The sequence below is a fragment of the Bacillus sp. Marseille-P3661 genome, assembly GCF_900240995.1.
Classification (GTDB): domain Bacteria; phylum Bacillota; class Bacilli; order Bacillales; family Bacillaceae_J; genus OESV01.
Genome location: NZ_LT965953.1, coordinates 871,644 through 892,932 on the forward strand (window position 1 = coordinate 871,644; position 21,289 = coordinate 892,932).

At 37.2% G+C, this 21,289-nt stretch carries 20 protein-coding genes; 16 read left to right on the plus strand and 4 right to left on the minus strand.

Going from position 1 to position 21,289, the window contains the following annotated elements; genetic code table 11:
* Positions 1-334: 334 nt before the first annotated feature.
* Together C1724_RS03930 and C1724_RS03935 are read right to left on the minus strand one after the other, a co-directional pair.
* A complete protein-coding gene (locus tag C1724_RS03930) occupies positions 335-868 on the minus strand; it encodes a transcription repressor NadR (RefSeq protein WP_102345423.1) in 534 nt (177 codons plus the stop codon).
* A gap of 12 nt (positions 869-880) precedes the next feature.
* Positions 881-2,020, minus strand: a complete 1,140-nt coding sequence (locus tag C1724_RS03935; protein WP_102345424.1) for an IscS subfamily cysteine desulfurase — start codon at positions 2,018-2,020, stop codon at positions 881-883.
* A 189-nt stretch (positions 2,021-2,209) separates the two neighbouring features.
* Between C1724_RS03935 and nadB the strand changes: the two genes are divergently transcribed.
* The 13 genes from nadB (at position 2,210) to yajC (ending at position 15,140) form a co-directional block, all read left to right on the plus strand.
* Entirely contained in the window at positions 2,210-3,763 is a 1,554-nt protein-coding gene (nadB, locus tag C1724_RS03940; RefSeq protein ID WP_102345425.1) for an L-aspartate oxidase, read from the plus strand.
* Between the two features lie 30 nt (positions 3,764-3,793).
* Positions 3,794-4,636 (plus strand): carboxylating nicotinate-nucleotide diphosphorylase, encoded by an 843-nt coding sequence (gene nadC, locus C1724_RS03945; protein WP_102345426.1) that lies wholly within the window; start codon positions 3,794-3,796, stop codon positions 4,634-4,636.
* Positions 4,636-5,745: a quinolinate synthase NadA gene (gene nadA, locus C1724_RS03950; RefSeq protein WP_102345427.1), complete on the plus strand. Its 1,110-nt coding sequence runs from the start codon at positions 4,636-4,638 to the stop codon at positions 5,743-5,745. The genes nadC and nadA overlap by 1 nt, the downstream gene beginning before the upstream one ends.
* 215 nt (positions 5,746-5,960) lie before the next feature.
* Positions 5,961-7,622, plus strand: a complete 1,662-nt coding sequence (safA, locus tag C1724_RS25425; protein ID WP_180994113.1) for a SafA/ExsA family spore coat assembly protein — start codon at positions 5,961-5,963, stop codon at positions 7,620-7,622.
* 274 nt (positions 7,623-7,896) lie between these two features.
* Positions 7,897-8,844 carry a TRM11 family SAM-dependent methyltransferase gene (locus C1724_RS03960; protein WP_102345428.1) on the plus strand — a complete coding sequence of 316 codons (948 nt, stop codon included), beginning with the start codon at positions 7,897-7,899 and terminating at the stop codon, positions 8,842-8,844.
* 185 nt (positions 8,845-9,029) lie between these two features.
* Positions 9,030-9,680: a YhcN/YlaJ family sporulation lipoprotein gene (locus C1724_RS03965; protein ID WP_102345429.1), complete on the plus strand. Its 651-nt coding sequence runs from the start codon at positions 9,030-9,032 to the stop codon at positions 9,678-9,680.
* A 283-nt stretch (positions 9,681-9,963) separates the two neighbouring features.
* A complete protein-coding gene (locus C1724_RS03970) occupies positions 9,964-10,536 on the plus strand; it encodes an intercompartmental signaling factor BofC (protein ID WP_102345430.1) in 573 nt (190 codons plus the stop codon).
* 160 nt (positions 10,537-10,696) lie between these two features.
* A complete protein-coding gene (gene ruvA, locus C1724_RS03975; protein ID WP_102345431.1) occupies positions 10,697-11,311 on the plus strand; it encodes a Holliday junction branch migration protein RuvA in 615 nt (204 codons plus the stop codon).
* 16 nt (positions 11,312-11,327) lie between these two features.
* Positions 11,328-12,329, plus strand: a complete 1,002-nt coding sequence (gene ruvB, locus C1724_RS03980) for a Holliday junction branch migration DNA helicase RuvB (RefSeq protein ID WP_102345432.1) — start codon at positions 11,328-11,330, stop codon at positions 12,327-12,329.
* Between the two features lies 1 nt (position 12,330).
* Entirely contained in the window at positions 12,331-12,522 is a 192-nt protein-coding gene (locus C1724_RS03985) for a DUF2905 domain-containing protein (RefSeq protein WP_102345433.1), read from the plus strand.
* Between the two features lie 20 nt (positions 12,523-12,542).
* Entirely contained in the window at positions 12,543-13,571 is a 1,029-nt protein-coding gene (gene queA, locus C1724_RS03990) for a tRNA preQ1(34) S-adenosylmethionine ribosyltransferase-isomerase QueA (protein WP_102345434.1), read from the plus strand.
* A 14-nt stretch (positions 13,572-13,585) separates the two neighbouring features.
* A complete protein-coding gene (gene tgt, locus C1724_RS03995) occupies positions 13,586-14,725 on the plus strand; it encodes a tRNA guanosine(34) transglycosylase Tgt (RefSeq protein ID WP_102345435.1) in 1,140 nt (379 codons plus the stop codon).
* Between the two features lie 151 nt (positions 14,726-14,876).
* Positions 14,877-15,140, plus strand: a complete 264-nt coding sequence (yajC, locus tag C1724_RS04000; protein WP_102345436.1) for a preprotein translocase subunit YajC — start codon at positions 14,877-14,879, stop codon at positions 15,138-15,140.
* Between the two features lie 56 nt (positions 15,141-15,196).
* Here yajC and C1724_RS04005 read toward each other — a convergent pair whose 3' ends face one another.
* Positions 15,197-15,577: a TIGR04086 family membrane protein gene (locus C1724_RS04005; RefSeq protein ID WP_102345437.1), complete on the minus strand. Its 381-nt coding sequence runs from the start codon at positions 15,575-15,577 to the stop codon at positions 15,197-15,199.
* Between the two features lie 167 nt (positions 15,578-15,744).
* Between C1724_RS04005 and C1724_RS04010 the strand changes: the two genes are divergently transcribed.
* Positions 15,745-16,401, plus strand: a complete 657-nt coding sequence (locus C1724_RS04010) for a DUF421 domain-containing protein (protein WP_102345438.1) — start codon at positions 15,745-15,747, stop codon at positions 16,399-16,401.
* Positions 16,402-16,472: 71 nt separating this feature from the next.
* On the opposite strand, the gene spoVB is transcribed toward C1724_RS04010, so the two are convergent.
* Complete coding sequence (gene spoVB / locus C1724_RS04015; RefSeq protein WP_102345439.1) at positions 16,473-18,062, minus strand: stage V sporulation protein B; 1,590 nt, start codon at positions 18,060-18,062, stop codon at positions 16,473-16,475.
* A 117-nt stretch (positions 18,063-18,179) separates the two neighbouring features.
* Here spoVB and C1724_RS04020 point away from each other — a divergent pair, with 117 nt between their 5' ends.
* Entirely contained in the window at positions 18,180-18,458 is a 279-nt protein-coding gene (locus tag C1724_RS04020) for a post-transcriptional regulator (RefSeq protein WP_102345440.1), read from the plus strand.
* Positions 18,459-18,923: 465 nt separating this feature from the next.
* A complete protein-coding gene (gene secDF / locus C1724_RS04025) occupies positions 18,924-21,188 on the plus strand; it encodes a protein translocase subunit SecDF (protein WP_102345441.1) in 2,265 nt (754 codons plus the stop codon).
* Positions 21,189-21,289: the final 101 nt, after the last annotated feature.

The following is a 21,289-nucleotide window of genomic DNA, read 5'->3' on the forward strand; positions in this document are numbered from 1 at the left end:
AAAACGCTCAATTTAAGCGGACATAGAATCCCTTATATCTACAAAAATCGGCATTTAGGATATGTTACCGGACATAGAATTCGCTATTTCCCCAAAATACAATCAATTTAGCAACTAATAGCTTAAATAAAGGAACAAATGTCCGGTAAAGTTCAGAAACTCCCCATTTTTAGTCAATTAACGGAATAGATGTCCGGTTAAAAAAACGCTCAATTTAAGCGGACATAGAATCCCTTATATCTACAAAAATCGGCATTTAGGATATGTTACCGGACATTCACAAAATACAACCAATACAGTGGCTATTAGCTTAATCAAGGCTGATGTCTAGACTTTACTCTAGTAAAAATCCAGCAATCGCTAAGGCCTGAACTGCATTTTCTATCTGTTCTTCTGTATCTGCCTCAAGGGTATGCAGATGTGTTCCATCTGTTAGTTGCGACAAAAGAGTTGCATTTGTATCGTTAAGTTTCTCCAAAAATTGATCAACATCATAGCGATTGCTTACCATTAAAGACGCTTTTAAATCACCATAAACTGGATGTTCAACGGTCACATCTTTTACTGTTACTCCGCAATCCACGATTAAGTACAGTTCTTCTGCTGTAGCAGAGGGTGAATGTGAACTGACTACAACTTTTGTTGGACGTGCCGTTTTCTGGTTTTTAAGATATAAATAGCCTTGAGCGGTAGCAATTATAGGCTCGTTCTTGGCTTTAAGTAAAGAAATATCTTGTACAATGACTTGGCGACTGACATTTGTTTTTTGAGCTAGATCACTCCCGGTAAGCGGTCTCTCTTCTTGCTGTAGCCATTCTAGAATAAGTTTTCGTCTTTCAGCCCCAAGTATTTTTTTAGATTCCGTCATTTAGATCCTCCTTTATATAAGGTTATAATGCTTATTTAAGAAATGATTAAAGATTGTAATAGTTTGGTCTATTTCCTGTTCTGTAGTTGGTGCTCCCAATGACAAGCGCACAAATTGTTTGGCTTCTTCTTTACTTCTTCCAAGGGCTAGTATTGTTTTTGTTGGAGATTGTTTACCAACGGCACAAGCGCTACCAGTTGATATTGCTACACCATACCGATTGCATTCTAACATTGTATATTGTCCTTCAATGCCATCTATCCGTATTCCAATAATGTGTTCCAATCTACTAGTAGCAGGGCCTTCCTCAATAATGTTCCAGTTGTCACTTTTTACCCCGTCTAAAAATTTCCGTCTTAAAATGGCAAATCTGGCTTGCTCTTGGCTCATTTTTGGAATAGAAATTTCGGCAGCAGTAATAAAGGCCGCTATACCGGGTACATTCACAGTACCAGGGCGAAATCCACTTTCATGTGTTGTGTTCGGTACAGTTGGTTTCCAAGATTGTGTAGGGTTTATATAACAAAGGCCAACCCCTTTGGGTCCGTAAATTTTATGGCTTGACACAGAGATGCTGTCAAGTTTCGCTTTTTTAACATCAATTGCGATCTTTCCAAATGTTTGAACACAGTCACTGTGAAATAAAACACCATGATTATTTAAAATTTTACCGATCTCTTCAATGTCCTGAACCGTACCAATCTCTGAATTACCATGATGTATAGTTGCGAGTACAGTATCTGGTCTAATGGCTGCACGTAAAGCATCAAGGTCTATCCGGCCTACTTCATTAACTCCAATAGTTGAAATTTCATAGCCTTCCTTCTTTAAAGCCTCTAATGTATTACGTATAGATGAATGTTCAATGTCCGTTGTTATAATATGTTTCCCTTTTTGGCTATTTCCATTTAGTAAGGAATGGATGGCTAAATAATTTGATTCAGAACCACCACTTGTAAAATAAATGCCTCGTGCGTCACCATTTATGAAAGTCGCAAACAGTTCTCTAGATCTTTCTAAAATAGATTGAGCACTGGATCCTATATCATGTAAGCTACTTGGATTTCCGTAAAACTGTGTTGCTACTTCACTATAAACATTTATAGCTTCTAAATTCATGGGAGTTGTTGCCGCGTAATCTAGATAAATCAAATAAAACACGCTCCTTTGATATTGTTTGTAAATTTGAAATCTAGGTTTTTATTAAAAAATTTATAAAAAATGGCAATTTTATGTCATTTCCAATAAAAAAGACTTGTCTTTAGTTTAAATATATGTAAATATAGGTGTCAAGACAGATGTTAAATAAACCTATAAGGTAAGATGCGGGGGATCCATATAATGACTAAAAATCAGATTGCAGATGTTGTCATTATTGGGAGTGGTATTGCAGCATTAGTCGCTGCAACACGTTTATGTGAACATAAAAATGTGATTGTTATCACAAAGTCAAAAAAAGAAAACAGCAATTCGAATATGGCTCAAGGTGGTGTTGCTGCAGCTGTATCAAGGGATGATAATTGGATGAATCATTTTGTTGATACAATTACTGCTGGCAATGATCATAACATAAATAATGCCGTTGAAATCCTTGTCAAAAAAGGCCCAAAGTACTTGCAAGATATGATGGTCAAGGGAATGATATTTGATAGTGATGATAATGGACGTATGATCTTGGGGCAAGAAGGTGCACATGGAAAAAGAAGAATTTTACATGCAGGTGGAGATGCAACGGGAAAAGCGCTCGTTGAGTTTATGTTAGGCCAGTTAAATGACAAAGTAAAGATCGTCGAAGATATTCTTGCAGTAGACTTACTTGTTGACTCGAATAAGTGTTATGGTATCAAAATTAAAAGAAAAAATGGGAAAATAGAAAATTTATATTGTAAACATACAATTATAGCATCTGGAGGTTGCGGAGGTCTTTATTCCTTTTCATCTAATGACTCGACGATTACTGGCGATGGTGTAGCAATGGCTTATCGCGCTGGGGCTAATTTAGTTGATTTAGAGTTTGTCCAATTTCACCCGACGATGTTATATACAAACGGTAAAGCGAACGGATTAGTATCTGAAGCCGTACGCGGTGAAGGAGCAATCCTGATCACCGAGAGTGGGAAACCGTTAATGAAAGGTGTTCACCCCCTAGCTGATTTAGCACCACGTGATGTTGTTTCAAGAGAAATTCATCGGGCATTCTTGCAAGGTGAAACAGTTTATTTAGATGTTAGTATGATTGAAAATTTCAGTAGACGCTTTCCAACGATTTCAAAAATTTGTGAAGAAAATGGAGTTGATTGGAGAAAAGGAAAGCTTCCAATCGTCCCAGGTGCACATTTTCATATGGGGGGGATTCAAACCAATGAAAGTGGACAAACTTCAATTCAACATCTATATGCAATTGGAGAGGTTGCTTGTACAGGGGTTCACGGAGCAAATCGCTTAGCAAGTAATTCATTATTAGAAGGAATTGTATTTGCTAACAGCTTAGCAGATTTTATATTAACCATTCCAGAAGAATCTTGGGACCACATGCCTGAATCTTTTATTAGCTCAAGAAATACTCAAACTATGCAGTTACCAACTAAAGCAGAAGTCCAACAAATCATGATGACGTATGTTGGAATTGTTCGAACGGAAGAAGGACTTACATTTGCCCAAACCTGGTTTGAAAAATATGTATCTAGCTTTAGCAATCTAGTTCCTGAAGGTTTATCGCATGAGGATATTATTATTTATAATATGCTACAAACGGGTTGGCTTATAACGTCATCTGCTCTTATGAGAACAGAAAGTCGTGGTGGTCATTATCGAACGGACTACCCTGCTGAAATAATAGATTGGAAGAAAAAAAGAATCGTAAGAAATAGTCGTATTCCGGCTTTACATCATTAAAAATAATCATAAAACGGAAAGGTGAATACAGTGAATAAAATTAAACTTAGAAATGCATTACAGCAATTCCTTGTTGAAGATTTAGGAGAAATGGATATAACAAGTGAGTATATTTTTCCTTTAACTGAAATTTCAAAAGGCGAATTTTTAGTAAAAAAGACAGGTGTTCTTTCTGGGGTAGAAATTATTAAGGAAACCTATCATTTGTTTGATCCATCAATTGAGGTAGTACTTCATAAAAATGATGGAGATTACATCGAAAAAGGTGAAAAAATTGCGACTGTAACAGGTCCTGTCGCTTATTTACTAAGTGCAGAGCGCGTAATTTTAAATTTACTTCAGCATATGAGTGGAATTGCATCCCAAACATCCGAGGTTGTAAAAGCGCTTAACAGTGACTACACAAGAGTATGTGATACAAGAAAAACATTACCAGGCTTAAGAATGTTTGAAAAGTATGCAGTTCGCAGCGGCGGTGGCTTTAACCATCGCTTCGGATTATACGATGGGGTCATGATTAAAGATAACCATATTGCATATGCTGGCAGTATTCAAGCAGCCGTTTCCAAGGTGCGTGCTCAAGCAGGGCATATGGTAAAGATTGAAGTAGAAACTGAAACAAAAGAGCAAGTAATGGAGGCTGTAGCGGCAGGCGCGGATGTTATTATGTTTGACAACCGCTCTCCAGAAGAGGTAGCGCAATATGTAAAACTTGTTCCGGATTATATAGTTACTGAAATTTCAGGCGGGATTACGTTAGAATCGATTGGTTCGTACCGAGATACAAAAGTAGATTATATTTCGTTAGGAGCATTAACACATTCTGTTACAGCTTTAGATATTAGTTTTAATCTAATAGGGGGGGCTAAATAATGGGAATTTTAGATGTCGTAGCATCAGCTAAAACAGTAACAATACCTGAACATTATAAAACCATGAGCGTTGCCGATATGGAAAATCGTGTTCGAGAAATTAAAGAAAAGTTTGGTGAGCGCTTATTTTTACCATGCCATCATTATCAAAAAGACGAGGTTGTTCAATTTGCTGACGCAACTGGTGATTCACTTCAATTAGCGCAATTAGCTGAGAAAAATAAAAAGGCCGAATATATTGTGTTCTGCGGTGTTCACTTTATGGCTGAAACTGCAGATATTTTAACTGACGATGAGCAAGTAGTTATTCTTCCAGATATGAGAGCAGGTTGCTCAATGGCAGATATGGCTGATATCGATCAAACTGAACGCGCATGGAAAGTGATGAACGAAAGGTTTGGAGATACTGTTCTTCCATTAACATATGTCAATTCAACAGCAGCAATTAAAGCATTTTGTGGGCGTAATGGTGGTGCAACTGTTACATCATCAAATGCTAAAGAAATGATCGAATGGGCGATTACGCAAAAAGAGCGGTTATTATTTCTTCCAGACCAGCATTTAGGACGAAATACAGCATTTGATTTAGGTGTACCATTAGAGCAAATGGCTGTATGGGATCCAATTGAAGAGCGCTTTGAATATGATGGGGATTTAGAAGATATAAAAGTAATCCTTTGGAAAGGACATTGCTCTGTACATGAAAACTTTACGGTAGAAAACATTGAAACTCTTAGAAAAACAAATCCTGATATGAATATCATTGTGCATCCGGAATGCTCACACGAGGTTGTACAGGCATCTGATTATAATGGTTCTACTAAATATATTATTGATACCATAACACAAGCGCCAGCCGGAAGTAAGTGGGCAATAGGTACTGAAATGAATCTTGTTAAAAGAATTATTGATCAACATCCTGATAAGGAAATTGTTTCTTTAAATCCACATATGTGTCCATGCCTAACTATGAATAGAATTGATTTACCGCATTTATTATGGGCGTTAGAGTCTATTGTAAACAATGAGTCGTTAAATACAATTAAAGTTGATGCTAAAACAGCTCAGGAAGCCGTTTTAGCACTAGACCGTATGCTACAAAGAGCATAAAATCATAAATAATTAATGGAGCAAACTCTGGGATATTGAGTTTGCTTTTTTTAATATACATATATAGAAGGATTTGAAATTTTTACAAGAACAGTGCCGAGTTGTTTTCATATTTTGATTTTAAAAAGCATAAGTTGTTACGAAAGAATAAAGGTAGCATTTTGCCCACATAGCCATATAATGGTAAAGAATTTTCTGAGGAGGTAGAAGCAACCGTGAAAATCCATATTGTTCAAAAAGGGGATACGCTTTGGAAAATCGCACAGAAGTATGGTGTTGATTTTCAAGAACTAAAGCAAGTTAATTCTCAGTTAAGTAATCCCGATATGATTATGCCTGGAATGAAAATTAAAGTTCCTACAGGAAGTGTACCCGTTCATAAAAAAGAGAAACCGAAAGAGATGCCAAAGAAAGAGCAGCCAAAGGTAGTATCTCCTGCAGTAGATGTTCCTAAAGAACAACCAAAGGTTGTAGCACCGGCAGTTCCAAAAGAACAGCCACAGGTAGTGTCTCCGGCAGTAGAAATGCCAGAACCACCACAATCCAAGTTACCAAAAATGCCCGATTTTTCCAAGTTGTCAAAGTCGTTAAAAATGCCGCCACAAGTTCCGATTGTCGACTCTAATGACATCCATTTAGAGCAGCAAATGTATAACTATACATTTAATATTCCAACTTTTCCAACTGTACCTGCACAGCCAGTTGAAGAAACACCGCCCACTGCTGTAGCGGGGGTAGAAACCGAAGTCCCATCAGAGGAGGAACTTCCACCAGTAGCAGCACCTGTTATGCCAGCTCAGCCTGCAATGCCAATGATGCCATGTTATCCAGTTACAGGCCTATTGCCAGGAAGTGGATTACCGTTTGGATACCACCCAGTACCTGCTCCATATCAACAACCATTTGTACCTGCACCATACCCTGGTTATGCACCAATGCAAACAGGGTATCCAATGCAGCAGCCTATGCCAGCGGTGCAAGGGGTGGACACCGAAATACCAGAAGCAGTAGATGAGGATGTAATGCAAGGAGCTGCTCCAGCCATGCCTTATACTCCATATCCGCAATTTCCTAGTCCAACAGCTGTGAGTCCAGCTGCATATGATGACGATATGGATGAAGAATATCTTCAAAATTATCCTGGATTAGGTCCAGTTAATATGTCTGTAGCCGGTGGTGATTGTGGTTGTGGAGCACCACCTGTACCAGCTGGTTCTATGCTACCACAAATGCCATATGGAGGAGCGCCAGCGGGATATGGCGGTCCAGTAGGATATGGCGGTGCACCAGCGGGATATGGCGGCGCACCAGTAGGATATGGCGGTGCACCAGTAGGATATGGCGGCGCACCAGCGGGATATGACAGTGCACCAACGGGATACGGCGGCGCACCAGTAGGATATGGCGGCGCACCAGTAGGATATGGCGGTGCACCAACAGGATATGGAGGAGCGCCAGCGGGATATGGCGGTGCACCAACAGGATATGGAGGAGCGCCAGCGGGATATGGCGGTGCACCAGCAGGATATGGAGGAGCGCCAGCGGGATACGGCGGTGCACCAGCAGGATATGGAGGAGCGCCAGCGGGATACGGAGGAATGCCAGCAGGATATGGCGGCGTACCAGCAGGATATGGCGGCGCACCAGCAGGATATGGCGGCGCACCAGCGGGATATGGCGGCGCACCAGCAGGATATGGCGGCGCACCAGCTGGATATGGAGCAATACCACCTGGATTTGACATGTCAACAGGTACACCGTATCCACAAACTTCTGCACCTTTTGGACTATACCCAACATCGCAATTTCCTAACCAAGGATACACTCCTTTTAGAGATGACGATGATGATGACGAAGATGAAAATGCAGACTGGTAATATGTAAACAAACAACAATAACTTACAGTTGTTGTCCAAACACATATTTAAAGAGACCAAATCGCCAATGATTTGGTCTTTTTGGCTTTAATTTACTTTGTATACGAAAAAGCATAGTAAAACTAAGTAGAGTCCGATTTATCGCGGATTCGTACAAATAAATGTAAAAGCAAGGAGTCGAAGCCCCAAACGCTAATTCAGACTGGGAAAGGAAACACTATGGTGAGTGAAACAACTATCGTATATGATTGTAAAGTAAAAGGAGTTGGATAAGTTGGGGAATCATTTAAGTCTAGATCAAACTAATTATATATATACATATGTTTGTCATGAGGAAGAACGCTCGTTATGTCAATTAGAAAGACGAAGGCTCTTTGGAGTAGATACTGAAAAAAATATAATCCAGAGCCCATTAAAAATAGATCCAAGCAGAAGTCCATTTATAAAAGAAAGAATTGAAATCATCTATAAAGGTGAAACGATAGAATATTTAATTGAAAAACTAAAAAATATGCCGATAGTAAAGGCTCCTTATAAAGTGAAGGTATTTAAGCATAGTGAAAGAAACATCGCCTATGAAGAAAGGCGGAGCATCGAACGTAACATTGGTAAAGTAATTCCTGGTTTAGCCGATCTCTATAATCCCGAGATTTTATATGCAATTATAATGGTAGACGGGGAGTGGGTATTCGGATCTTATGTTGAAAGTAAAAGCATATGGTATTTGCATCAAAAAAAGCCACACCAATATTCAACTGCACTAAGTACGCGTGTTGCAAGAGCTATTGTAAATATTGCTATTCCTGACCCACATGGAATACAGGCCATTGATCCATGCTGTGGTATTGGGACAGTTCTAGTCGAGGCCTTATCGATGGGGATAAATATTGTTGGCAGTGATAATAACCCACTTGTAATGAAAGGTGCACGCGAAAATATTAGTTTTTTTGGTTTAAATGGAAAAGTTAGGTTAATGGATGTTCGAGATGTAACAGGGCAATATGATGTAGCAATCATTGATATGCCATATAATCTTTGCTCTGTTATCACTCATGAAGATCAACTTGAAATGATAAAAAGTGCTCGCCGATTTTCAAATAAAATGGTCATCATCACAATCGAGGAAATTGACAGTATCATTCATTCAGCAGGGTTTCAAATTGTAGATCGATGCGAGGTAACAAAAGGAAGATTTTCAAGGCAAATTCTTGTTTGTGAGTAAATTTTCTTTGAATGGTGTGTTGAAAATAATATTTAAAACACAGCATAAACGAATGTATACTGAACGGCTTTTTTAACGGAATTATTACCAATATATTATTGTGTAAAATAGGTCTCCGGATGCCAACATAGTAATGAGTATGCAAAAATACTCAAAATCCACTGTTGTGCAAGGGGGCTTTTAAAATGAATAAATTTGTTGCTTCCATTTCAGCAGCAATGGTTTTAGGTGGATTAGTTGGATGTGGTGTGAATGATAACGCACAGGATATTATGGATAATGATAGTCCTGTGACGCAGGTAGGATATGCAAATAATGACCGGGATGGGGCCTTTACAAATATAAATGATCGTGGCTTTAATGATCAAGAAATGTTTGACCAGGTTGATGCCTTGAACGTTGGACACCGCATGGGAGATAGTATGGAAGATGGGGAAGCTGTTTCACAAAGGGGAACGTACGGACATAATGATACGAATTTCCATGGGCAGTATAATACAACGATAAACGGAATGCCAACAAGCTCCTATAACACCCTACATGATCATGTTATTGCTCAGCACATTGCAGACCGTATTGAGCATGTTAGGAATGTGAAGGATGTAGCTACCGTTATTGATGGAAGAACCGTATTAGTAGCAATCGATACAAACGATAATAATGATACCAATGTTGAGCGTGAAGTTCGTCGTATTGCTGAAGGGATGTCAAATGGACGGAAAGTCAGAGTTGTAACGGATGAAGGTATTGTAGAACGAGTTCGTTCTCTTAATAATGGAACCAACAACAACCGAAATGTAGATACTGATTTGTCTGATATGCTTATTGACAAATAACTCTGTATTAAAACATGATGGGAGCGCCCATCATGTTTTTTTTTGTATTGTTTTGGCCTAAATTTGATGAATGTATGCAGAATTATCATGGATGGATGTGTCAGAAGAGTACTGTACACAATAAACTCTTTAATCCATGAATAACTTTTTCTATTCTAAGAAAGAAACAAAACTCTTTGGATAAAAATACTATTTGCTGGAGAGAATACTAATGGTGGCATAATTGAAGTTATTTTGCCTAATATTTGCATAAACTTTTAATTAAAAATGAGGTGACGAGATCATGACTCCTTTATTTCAAAAGGCCAATGTAATTAAATTTATTATAGGCTCATTATTGGTAGGCGGGATTTCAGTTGCGCTCGTAATTTTTCCAACCGCTGCTGAAAAAAATGAAGGGGAATTAGATCAGAATAATACAGTATTGCAGAATGAGGCGATGGAGGTAACCGGACCTCTTACCGTAAATATTATATTAAAACGATATTATTTGGATGGAGCGGTGAGCGAGGAAACGGTTCAGGAAACAATTTGGTCCATGGAGGATTTCTGGGCACAGTATGAAGATTGGCAGCTTGTTGATCAAAGTGAAGGGGAAATGGTCTTTAAACGAAATGTAAATGATATATCACCTCTTCTCAAGGCTGATGGTTATTTTGGAATCTCACAAGAAGGTATCCTCACAATATATAAAGGAAAACCAGGTTCTGAGGAAGTAATCCAATCGTTTTTCCAAATTGATGTTAGTAAATTAGAAAGTCGCCAACAGGAGGAATTAAAGCAAGGTATACCTGTAGTCTCAAAGGATCGATATCAAGAAGTAATCGAAAGCTTTAAAAGTCTTTCGACCCAATAAATTGTCTTACTATTTAAGTGTATATATACAACGAAGGGTCAGTTACTTATAATAATAAGTCTGGCCCTTTTCTTACTTCATATGTAATATGTATAAAGAAAATATGATAAAATGGTTAAGTAAATAGAAATACACGTTCGCAGTTAGGGAGAGAATTCTTTTGATTGAATTTGTTAATGGTAATGTTGATTATATCAGCCCAGAGTATATTGTTATTGATGTATCTGGTGTAGGCTATCAAATATTTACGCCAAATCCATATATTTTTCAGAAAGACTTAAATAAAGATGTCAGGATCTATACACATCAATATGTTAGAGAAGATTTAATTGCACTGTATGGCTTTCAAACAAGAGAGGAAAAAATGTTGTTTATAAAGCTGCTTAATGTCTCTGGCATTGGCCCAAAGGGTGCATTAGCAATCATTGCATCAGGCCAGCCGAGTCAGGTTGTACAGGCGATTGAGGATGAAGATGAAAAATTTTTAGTTAAGTTTCCGGGTGTTGGTAAAAAAACAGCTCGCCAAATTATCCTTGATTTAAAAGGGAAACTAAACGATGTATTACCAGACTTAATGCCAAATCTATTTACGCATGAGGAACATATGGAACCATCTACTAAACATGCCATTGAATTAGAAGAGGCATTTGAGGCATTAAAAGTTCTAGGTTACGCTGAGAAAGAAATAAATAAAATTAAACCTGTTCTAACAAAGGAAGAACAGCTTTCAACAGATCAATATATTAAGAAAGCATTGCAGTTATTATTGAGGTAGGAAGGAGGAAGTTTCAATGGATGAACGGATCGTTTCAAGTGAATATGTAATGGATGAGGATTCGTTTGAACAAAGTCTGAGGCCCAAACTTTTAGATCAATATATTGGTCAAGAAAAAGTAAAAGAAAATTTGAAGATCTTTATTGAAGCAGCTAAATTGAGACAGGAATCACTGGATCATGTTTTGCTTTATGGGCCACCTGGGTTAGGTAAAACCACACTTGCTGCGATTATTTCAAATGAAATGGGCGTCCAAATGAGAACGACATCAGGCCCTGCAATTGAACGGCCAGGAGATTTGGCTGCCATTCTGACCTCGTTAGAGCCAGGCGATGTATTATTCATAGACGAAATCCATCGTTTACAAAGAAGTGTGGAGGAAGTTTTATATTCTGCACTTGAAGACTTCTGTATTGATATTGTTATTGGCAAGGGTCCAGGAGCTCGGTCCGTTCGATTGGATTTACCTCCGTTTACTTTAGTGGGAGCAACAACAAGAGCTGGTTCGCTGACAGCACCTCTACGAGACCGATTTGGCGTATTAAGCCGTTTAGAATATTATAAAGTCGAGGAATTAAGAAATATTGTCAATCGAACAGCTGAAATTTTTAACTTAGAAATTGATTCATTAGCGGCTGACGAGATTGCTAGACGATCACGAGGTACCCCGAGGATTGCGAATCGTCTCTTAAGAAGAGTACGCGATTTTGCACAAGTGCGTGGTAATGGTACAATTACGGCAGTATTGGCTTCGAACTCATTGGAAATGCTTCAAGTTGATCGTCTTGGTTTGGACCATATTGATCATAAACTATTGTTAAGTATTATTGAAAAATTTATGGGTGGACCTGTTGGTTTGGATACAATCGCTGCAACAGTGGGGGAAGAATCACATACAATTGAGGAAGTATATGAACCATACTTACTGCAAATTGGATTCTTACAACGAACACCTAGAGGAAGAATTGTGACGCCATTGGTCTATGAGCATTTTCAGTTGGAGGTGCCTAAAAAGTAAGATGGGTAAACTTTTAATAATTGCCGGGATAGTTTTAATCGTTGTGGGTTTGCTTTGGCAGTTTGTAGGCCGTTTACCGGGAGATATAGTATATAAAAAAGGTAATGTAACCTTTTTCTTTCCCATTGTAACCTCCATCGTAGTTAGCATTGTACTATCTTTAGTATTTTATTTTATTGGCCGCTTTCGATAACTATAGTGAAGGAGTTAAATATGAAGGTTGATTTATTTGATTTTGACTTACCAGAGGAATTAATCGCTCAAACGCCACTTGAGGAACGAACAGCTTCAAGATTAATGGTTGTAGATCGCAAAACAGGTGTATACAATCATGAGCAGTTTAAAAATATTATTCATTACTTAAGTCCCGGTGATGCACTTGTTTTAAATGATACACGAGTGTTACCAGCTAGACTATTTGGTATTAAAGAAGAAACAGGTGCCAAAATTGAGGTTCTGTTATTAAAGCAGCTAGAAGGGGACCGCTGGGAAACACTTGTTAAACCTGCAAAACGAGTACAGGAAGGGACAATTGTTAGCTTTGGAGATGGTCGATTAAAAGCAGTGTGCGTGGAAACAAGTGAACATGGAGGCCGCCATTTTGAATTTAAATATGATGGTATTTTTTATGAAGTACTAGAAACGCTTGGAGAAATGCCACTACCCCCATACATAAAAGAACAATTAGACGACCGTGATCGCTATCAAACTGTTTTCGCGAGAGAAAGAGGTTCAGCTGCAGCCCCAACTGCTGGATTACATTTTACGGAAGAATTTCTAGACGAGATTCGCGAAAAAGGTGTACATGTTACATTTATTACTCTTCATGTAGGCTTAGGTACATTCCGTCCAGTTAGCGCAGACTCAGTTGAAGAACATGAAATGCACAGCGAGTATTATCATATGACAAAAGAGACAGCTACTCTTCTAAACAAAGTAAAAGAAAAAAACGGAAAAATTGTTTCAGTTGGAACAACCTCCACGAGAACTTTAGAAACTATAGCTAATGAGTATAATGGAAAATTTGCAGAAACATCTGGATGGACGAACATTTTTATTTATCCAGGCTATGAGTTTAAGGCAATTGATGGAATGTTAACGAATTTTCATCTTCCTAAGTCAACTCTGATGATGCTAATAAGTGCTTTAGCTGGTCGTGAACAAATCCTTAAAGCATATGAAGAAGCTGTTAATCAAAAATACCGTTTCTTTAGTTTTGGGGATGCTATGTTAATTATTTGAAAGGGGAACTACTATTGACAGCAATTCGCTATGAATTAATAAAGACTTGTAAACAAACAGGGGCTAGACTAGGTCGTGTTACCACACCACATAGTACATTTGAAACACCTGTTTTTATGCCAGTGGGAACACTTGCAACCGTTAAGACAATGAGTCCAGATGAATTGGCTGAAATGGGCGCTGGCATTATTTTAAGCAATACATATCATTTATGGTTACGACCTGGTGAGGATATTGTAGAAGAGGCAGGAGGTCTGCACTCTTTTATGAATTGGAATGGATCTATTTTAACGGACTCTGGAGGTTTTCAGGTATTTAGCTTAAGTAAACTTCGTGATATAAAGGAGGAGGGTGTTCATTTCCGTAATCATTTGAGCGGAGAAAAATTATTTCTTTCTCCTGAAAAAGCTATGCAAATACAAAATGCCCTGGGCTCAGATATTATGATGGCATTTGATGAATGCCCACCTTATCCAGCTGAACCCGACTATATGAAAAATTCAGTTGAGCGTACAAGTCGATGGGCTGAACGATGTCTCCAAGCACATCAAAATCCAGATAGACAAGGTTTGTTTGGAATTGTTCAAGGTGGGGAATATGAAGAGTTAAGAAAACAAAGTGCCAATGACTTAATCTCAATGGATTTTCCTGGCTATGCAATTGGCGGACTTTCTGTTGGTGAACCAAAGGATGTTATGAATCGTGTGCTAGAATTTACGACACCATGGTTGCCAACCAATAAACCGCGTTATTTAATGGGAGTAGGATCACCAGATTCCTTGATTGACGGTGCAATCCGCGGTGTCGATATGTTTGACTGTGTATTGCCAACTAGAATTGCTAGAAACGGGACGTGTATGACAAGTGAAGGACGGCTTGTAGTTCGTAACGCAAAATACGCCCGCGATTTTACACCGCTTGACCCAAATTGTGATTGTAAAGTATGTAAAAATTACACCAGAGCCTATATTCGTCATCTAATAAGATGTGACGAAACGTTTGGAATAAGACTTACTACTTATCATAATTTATATTTTCTGTTAAAATTAATGGAGCAGGTTCGACAAGCCATCCGAGAAGACCGTCTTGGAGACTTTAGGGAAGAATTTTTTGAGCGTTATGGATTTAATCGTCCGGATGCCAAAAACTTCTAATAACAAAAGTCGTTTTTATACTGTATAGAACTACTTTGTTTCCCGAACTTATAACTGTCTTTAGTAGGCATTTATCATCAAAATGGAATATTTTCGATGGTTTTAGAATATGTTTAAAAAATACATAGACAAGCTATAAAGGAGGATTACTATGGATGTAATTTATCAGGTATTACCGTTAGTGGCGATGTTTGCAATTTTTTATTTCTTGCTTATTCGTCCACAGCAAAAAAAGCAAAGAGCAGTTCAAACGATGCAGTCTAATTTGCAAAAAAATGACAAGATTGTAACGATTGGTGGTTTACACGGAATCATTGATTCTCTTGATGAGGACAAGATTGTAATCAAATGCGGCGATGGCTCTCGTTTGACTTATGACCGTAATGCAGTAAGAGAAGTACTGAATAAAGACTAAGAAAGAAAACGGATATTTCATATTGAAATATCCGTTTTTTCCCTTTGTAGAGACTATTAAGCTCTTCTACCGGCAGTATTTACACCAAGAACACCGCCGATGATAGCAACTAGAATATAACTGCTATGATATAATAATTGCTGAATTGAGAAGCTTGCTTGGTATCCTAAAAACTGAACTAAAAAGACTAAAAGAGAAAATAATAAACCTGTTCCTGCACCAATTAGCCAGCCCTTCTGTTTGCCTTTTCCCCCAGAAACGAAACCACCAATAAACAAGGCTAAAAATGATAATGCCATAATTGGCCAAGTCAACGCAGTTTCTTGAATTGATGTAAAACGTAACAGCAGTGATAACATAATACTGGTTGATAGGACAATGATAAATATTGTGATAACTCCGTACAGCATGGCCATAAATGAATTCTTTGTTGACATATTGAGCCCCCTTTATACAGTCTTAAGAGGTTGTACGAACCCTTACTAGTAACTTATTCCGTACCATCTGCATTTAGAATTAAAAATTGGAAAAACCTTCGTTTCATGTTAGATGAACTATTGGTTAAAACTAAACTTACATGCGCATACAAGGAGCGAGGACCAACATGGAAGTTCTTACAATTGTTTTGCGAACGTTATTTCTCTATATGCTAATTATCCTCATTTTTAGAATAATGGGTAAAAGAGAGATAGGGGAATTAAGTTTATTAGATCTTGTTGTGTTTATGATGATAGCCGAGATGGCTGCAATAGCTATCGAAGACCCTTCTAAACCGCTAGTATTAACAATTATTCCAATGACAATTTTATGTTCCATTCAAATATTGTTGGCATTCATCTCATTAAAAAGTGAGAAATTTCGGGATGTGATTGATGGAAAACCATCAATTCTCATTGATCAAGGTGAAATCGATAAACAGGAAATGAAGAAGCAAAGATATAATATGGATGATCTCCTCGTTCAACTAAGAGAAAAAGATATTAGAAGTGTAGCCGATGTAGAATTTGCAATCTTAGAACCCTCAGGTAAATTATCTGTCTTTGAAAAAAGTAAATACAATACAATAAACCATGTTTATAACGTACCACTTCCTTTAATAAAAGATGGAATTATTCAGGAAGATCAGCTACAACGAATGAATAAAACAAACTTATGGTTGCGTCAAGAGCTAAGAAAACTTGGATATAAGGATGTTAAAAAAATTATGTATTGTTCTATGAATGATGACGGTACGCTGTTTGTTAATTTAAAAAACGAATAATAATTCAAAAACACCTCTTTTGGTTAAGAAAGTACCAATTAAGAGGTGTTATTTTATAGTTTAGGAAAAATTTATTTTATGGTAGTTGAACCAGGAATAAGTGCTGCTAGTTTTGGTCCTATAATAGGAATTCGACTGATTTCTCGTTTATGAACCAATTTTAATAATATCAGCATTAGAATGTAAATAATTGTTGTTATGATAATGGCAAGTAGTGTTCGATATGATAACGGTAAGTTAAATAATAAATATTTAAATGCTAACGCACCAATAGAGCCGGAAATTATCATTGTAAATAAACTTTTAATATAGTCTTTTACATAAAAAGTATAGCTAATTGTTTTTACTACTGTTGCAAAATGTAGTAGAGTTACTAAGAGTATACCGAGAATAATCGCTAATGCTACACCCATTATTCCAAGCTCAGGACGGGATGCAAAAATAAATATTGCTGTAATTTTTACAAACGCTCCAATTAAGCTATTAATCATAGCTGCTCTTGCTAAATTAAGGGCCTGTAATGTTGCTTGCAATGGCCCTTGGAAATAAGAAAAAATGAAAAAAGGTGCCATTAATTGTACAAAGACAGCTGATTTACTAGAATTATACATGAGTTCCATAATAGGGGAAGCAAATACATAAAGTACAACAACTGAAAGTCCGCCAGTGACTAACGCTAAACGCATTGCTTGTTGTAGACGGTGTTCGATCACTAACGTTTTCCCTTTTGCAGCCGCTTCACTTATCGCTGGAACTAGGGAAACTGATAATGAAGTCGTTACAAACGATGGTAATAATAATAAGGGAATTACATAACCCGTCAATTCTCCATATTGCTTGGTGGCCATAACAGTTGTAACGCCCGCAATGGCTAAGCTTTGGGAAACTACGATAGGCTCAAAGAAATATGAGAGTGAGCCGATTAAACGGCTCCCTGTTGTTGGTAAAGCAATTGTTAATAGTTCTCCTAATGTTTGTTTACCTGACTTAATTTGTATGAAGAACTTTTTTCTAATTCGAATTCGTTTTTTCATTTTGAACATTGCAAATACATAAATGAGTGATGCGAGCTCTCCAAGCACAGCGGAAGCAATAGCTCCTGCAGCTGCAAATTCAACTCCATATGGAAGTAGTGCTTTGGTCATGACAGCAACTAAACAAATTCGAACAATTTGTTCTATTACTTGTGAGTACGCAGCAGGGCGCATGTTTTGTAAGCCTTGAAAATAGCCTCTTAATACAGATGACAATGCTACAATCGGTACAATTGGCGAAATTGCAATTAATGGGTAATAGGCTCTTGAATCAGTTAATAATGTATTCGAGATAAATGGAGCAAACAGTATTAATCCTGTTGTAAAAATAATACTTAATACTCCAGTAATAGATAAAGAAACAACAAGGATTTTTTTTATTTTGGTTCGATCGCCATTCGTGTCTGCCTCCGCAACGAGCTTGGAAATAGCGACAGGCAATCCCATTTGGGTTAAGGTGATTGTTAATACTAATGTTGGCACGGCCATCATATAAAGACCGACGCCTTCTTCACCCATGATCCGAGCAACTACAATTCGATTTACGAATCCTAAGAAACGGGTAATTAATCCTGCTATAATTAGTATTAAAGTTCCTTGCAAAAAACTTTGCTTAAACTTAGACATAACGTTCCCTGCCTTCAAAAAAGTATAGCTATTCGCTACAATTATTTATATGCTTGTATTAAGGTCAAGCATGACAAGTTTTCGGGTGAAACAGAAATAAAGGAGGAAATTCTGAAAATGATTATAAAAAATTCAGTGGAATATTATAAGAAACAGGTGAAACCGGCGATTGAGAGCAAAGTGGAGGAGCTTCGTCTATTAGGATATGATCGTGTTACAGAGGAAGAGGTTTGGGATTGTTTACATAAAAAAGTATGGAAAAAGAACAATGTAAAAGCATTGCATGAAATAGTGGAGGATATCCTAACATTAAAAGTAGGTACATATATGAGTTATATAACCGTTAAAGCATACCAAGCGCCGGATTTCTTTAGTGAATTTGAAAACTTTAAGTAACCAAAGCTGTGCATTACAACAAATTGACTATAATACTACAATTTTCTATAATGGACATATTGAAAAAATGCCTGTACTTATTATTACTTATTATTAATGATGTTGATATTCAGGTGATTTGTTATTAAACGGGGCTTATCCCGGTGTTTTCTTACTATCATCGGAACAAGTTGATAGTATATGAAAACTCGGCATTCGTATTGGTCGAAAGCCGTGGTTTTTTAATGTAGTTGAACCTTAGGAGCATTGACGTCTGCTCCTGCGCCTGCTCAGAAAAAGAACATCGAATAAACCATAGTTGTGTTGTTTTTCAAAAGCTATTGGTAAACTTATACACTTACCATTTTTTAAACTAACAAGATAAATAATGTATGATGTATAAGATGTTGATATCGTTAGGTGCATCAATAAATTTGCCATAAAAGGCAAAATTTGGCGTTTTTCAAATAGAAGGAGGAAATTCTAATGGTCAAAAGAGGACGCATTGTCGCTTTTTTTCTTATCGTCCTGCTGTTTGCAAGTACGATGGGACTTACCGTCAATGGGATTTTGAGTAATATAAAGCTAGGCCTTGATTTGCAAGGTGGATTTGAAGTTTTATATGAAGTAAAACCAATTAATGAAAATCAAGAGGTAGATCGGGATTTATTACTAAATACGGTAAGTGCGTTAAATAAACGTATTAATGTTATAGGAGTAAGTGAACCGAATATTCAAATCGAAGGAGAAGACCGGATTCGAGTTCAGCTTGCAGGTGTAGATGATGAGGAAAAGGCTCGTGAGCTTCTTTCAACTCAAGCAAAGCTTTCATTTAGAGATGTTTTCGATAATAAACTATTAGACGGAGCTGATTTACAAGAAGGTGGTGCAGCTCAATCATTTGATGATAAAAATCAACCTATTGTTACGCTTACGCTAAAAGATGCGGATCAATTTGGACAAGTTACTGAGCAAATTAAAAATATGGCACCGAATAATTATCTAGTTATTTGGCTGGATTTTGTGGAGGGTTCAGACTCTTTTGCAAATGAATCACAAAAAATGGCAACTGGTGAAGAACCAAAATATTTATCAGCGGCAACTGTGAACGAGGTCCTTAATACGAAAAATGTCATGATTTCTGGCAACTTTACTGTTGAAGAAGCTAAACAGCTAGCAGACTTACTAAATGCAGGTTCACTGCCTGTTGAGTTAACAGAAATATTCTCAACATCAGTGGGTGCCCAATTTGGTGAAAAATCTCTAGAACAAACAGTGTTTGCGGGAATTATCGGGATAGCATTAATTTTCATCTTTATGTTGATATATTATCGTTTTCCAGGTGCGATTGCGATTGTAACGCTAAGCATTTATATATACCTGATCCTTTTAGTATTTGATTGGATGAATGCGGTTTTAACCTTGCCAGGTATAGCTGCCTTAATACTAGGAGTTGGTATGGCAGTTGACGCCAATATTATTACAAATGAACGGATAAGAGATGAACTAAAAAGCGGTAAATCGCTAATGTCAGCTTTTCGTGCTGGAAATCGGCGTTCTTTTGCTACAATTTTAGATGCAAACTTAACCACAATACTAGCTGCAGGTGTATTGTTTTACTTTGGTACAAGCTCTGTAAAAGGTTTTGCTACAATGCTTATTGTCAGTATTTTGTTAAGCTTTATCACAGCAGTATTTGGTTCACGCTTATTATTAGGATTATGGATTAATAGTCGTACTCTAAATAAAAAAGTGAGCTGGTTTGGTGTTAAGCCGAGTGAAATTCGTGATATTAGTGAAGTCAACGAAGATGAGATCTATGTTGATGGACTGTTTGCAAAAGTAGATTTTGTAAAACATAGTAAAAAATTCTTTATTCTCTCAGGTATACTAACGATTACTGGTTTACTTGTATTATTAATTAGCGGATTAAATCTTGGCATTGACTTTGCAAGTGGTACTCGGGTTGATATCATGGCAAATCAGCCTTTAACAAAGGAAACAATTGAGGAAGAATTTAAAAGTTTAAATTTTGAAGTAAAAGATATAACCATTGCTGGTGATAATAGCGACATGGCAGTGGCTCGTTTTATCGGTATGTTTTCTAAGGAAGAAGTAGCTAATGTTAAAGCACATTTTGCTGAGTTATATGGTTCAGAGCCTAGCATAGGAACTGTTTCTCCAACGGTAGGTAAAGAATTAGCACGCAATGCGTTTATTGCGGTAATGATCGCGTCTGTTGGAATTGTTTTATATGTTTCAATTCGATTTGAAATTTATTTCGCGCTTGCAGCGATTATCGCATTATTACATGATGCATTCTTTATTATTGCGTTCTTCAGCTTGACTAGACTTGAAGTAGACTTAACTTTTATAGCAGCAGTCTTAACAATTGTTGGTTATTCGATCAATGATACGATTGTTACGTTTGACCGAATTCGTGAAAATATGAAGTTAAAAAAGCGTATTAAAACGTATGACGATCTAGCGGAAATTGTGAATAAAAGTTTAATACAAACCTTTACCCGCTCAATTAACACCGTTCTAACAGTAATTTTTGCGGCTGGTGCACTTTATATTTTTGGAAGTGAAGCCATTCGTAACTTCTCATTTGCACTATTAGTAGGTTTAATTGCTGGTGCATATTCATCATTATTTATTGCTGCACAGCTATGGCTTGTTTGGAAAAGTAAGACGCTAGGTAAACAGAAAACCAAAGTGGCTGAAGTGAATCCAGAGCCTGAAGTTTAGAACTTACTAAAAAAAACATTTTAAAAAACTTGGCTGTTCGCAATTATGATTCGGCGAATACCAAGTTTTTTATTTAACAATATTTGCATAACGGAACAATA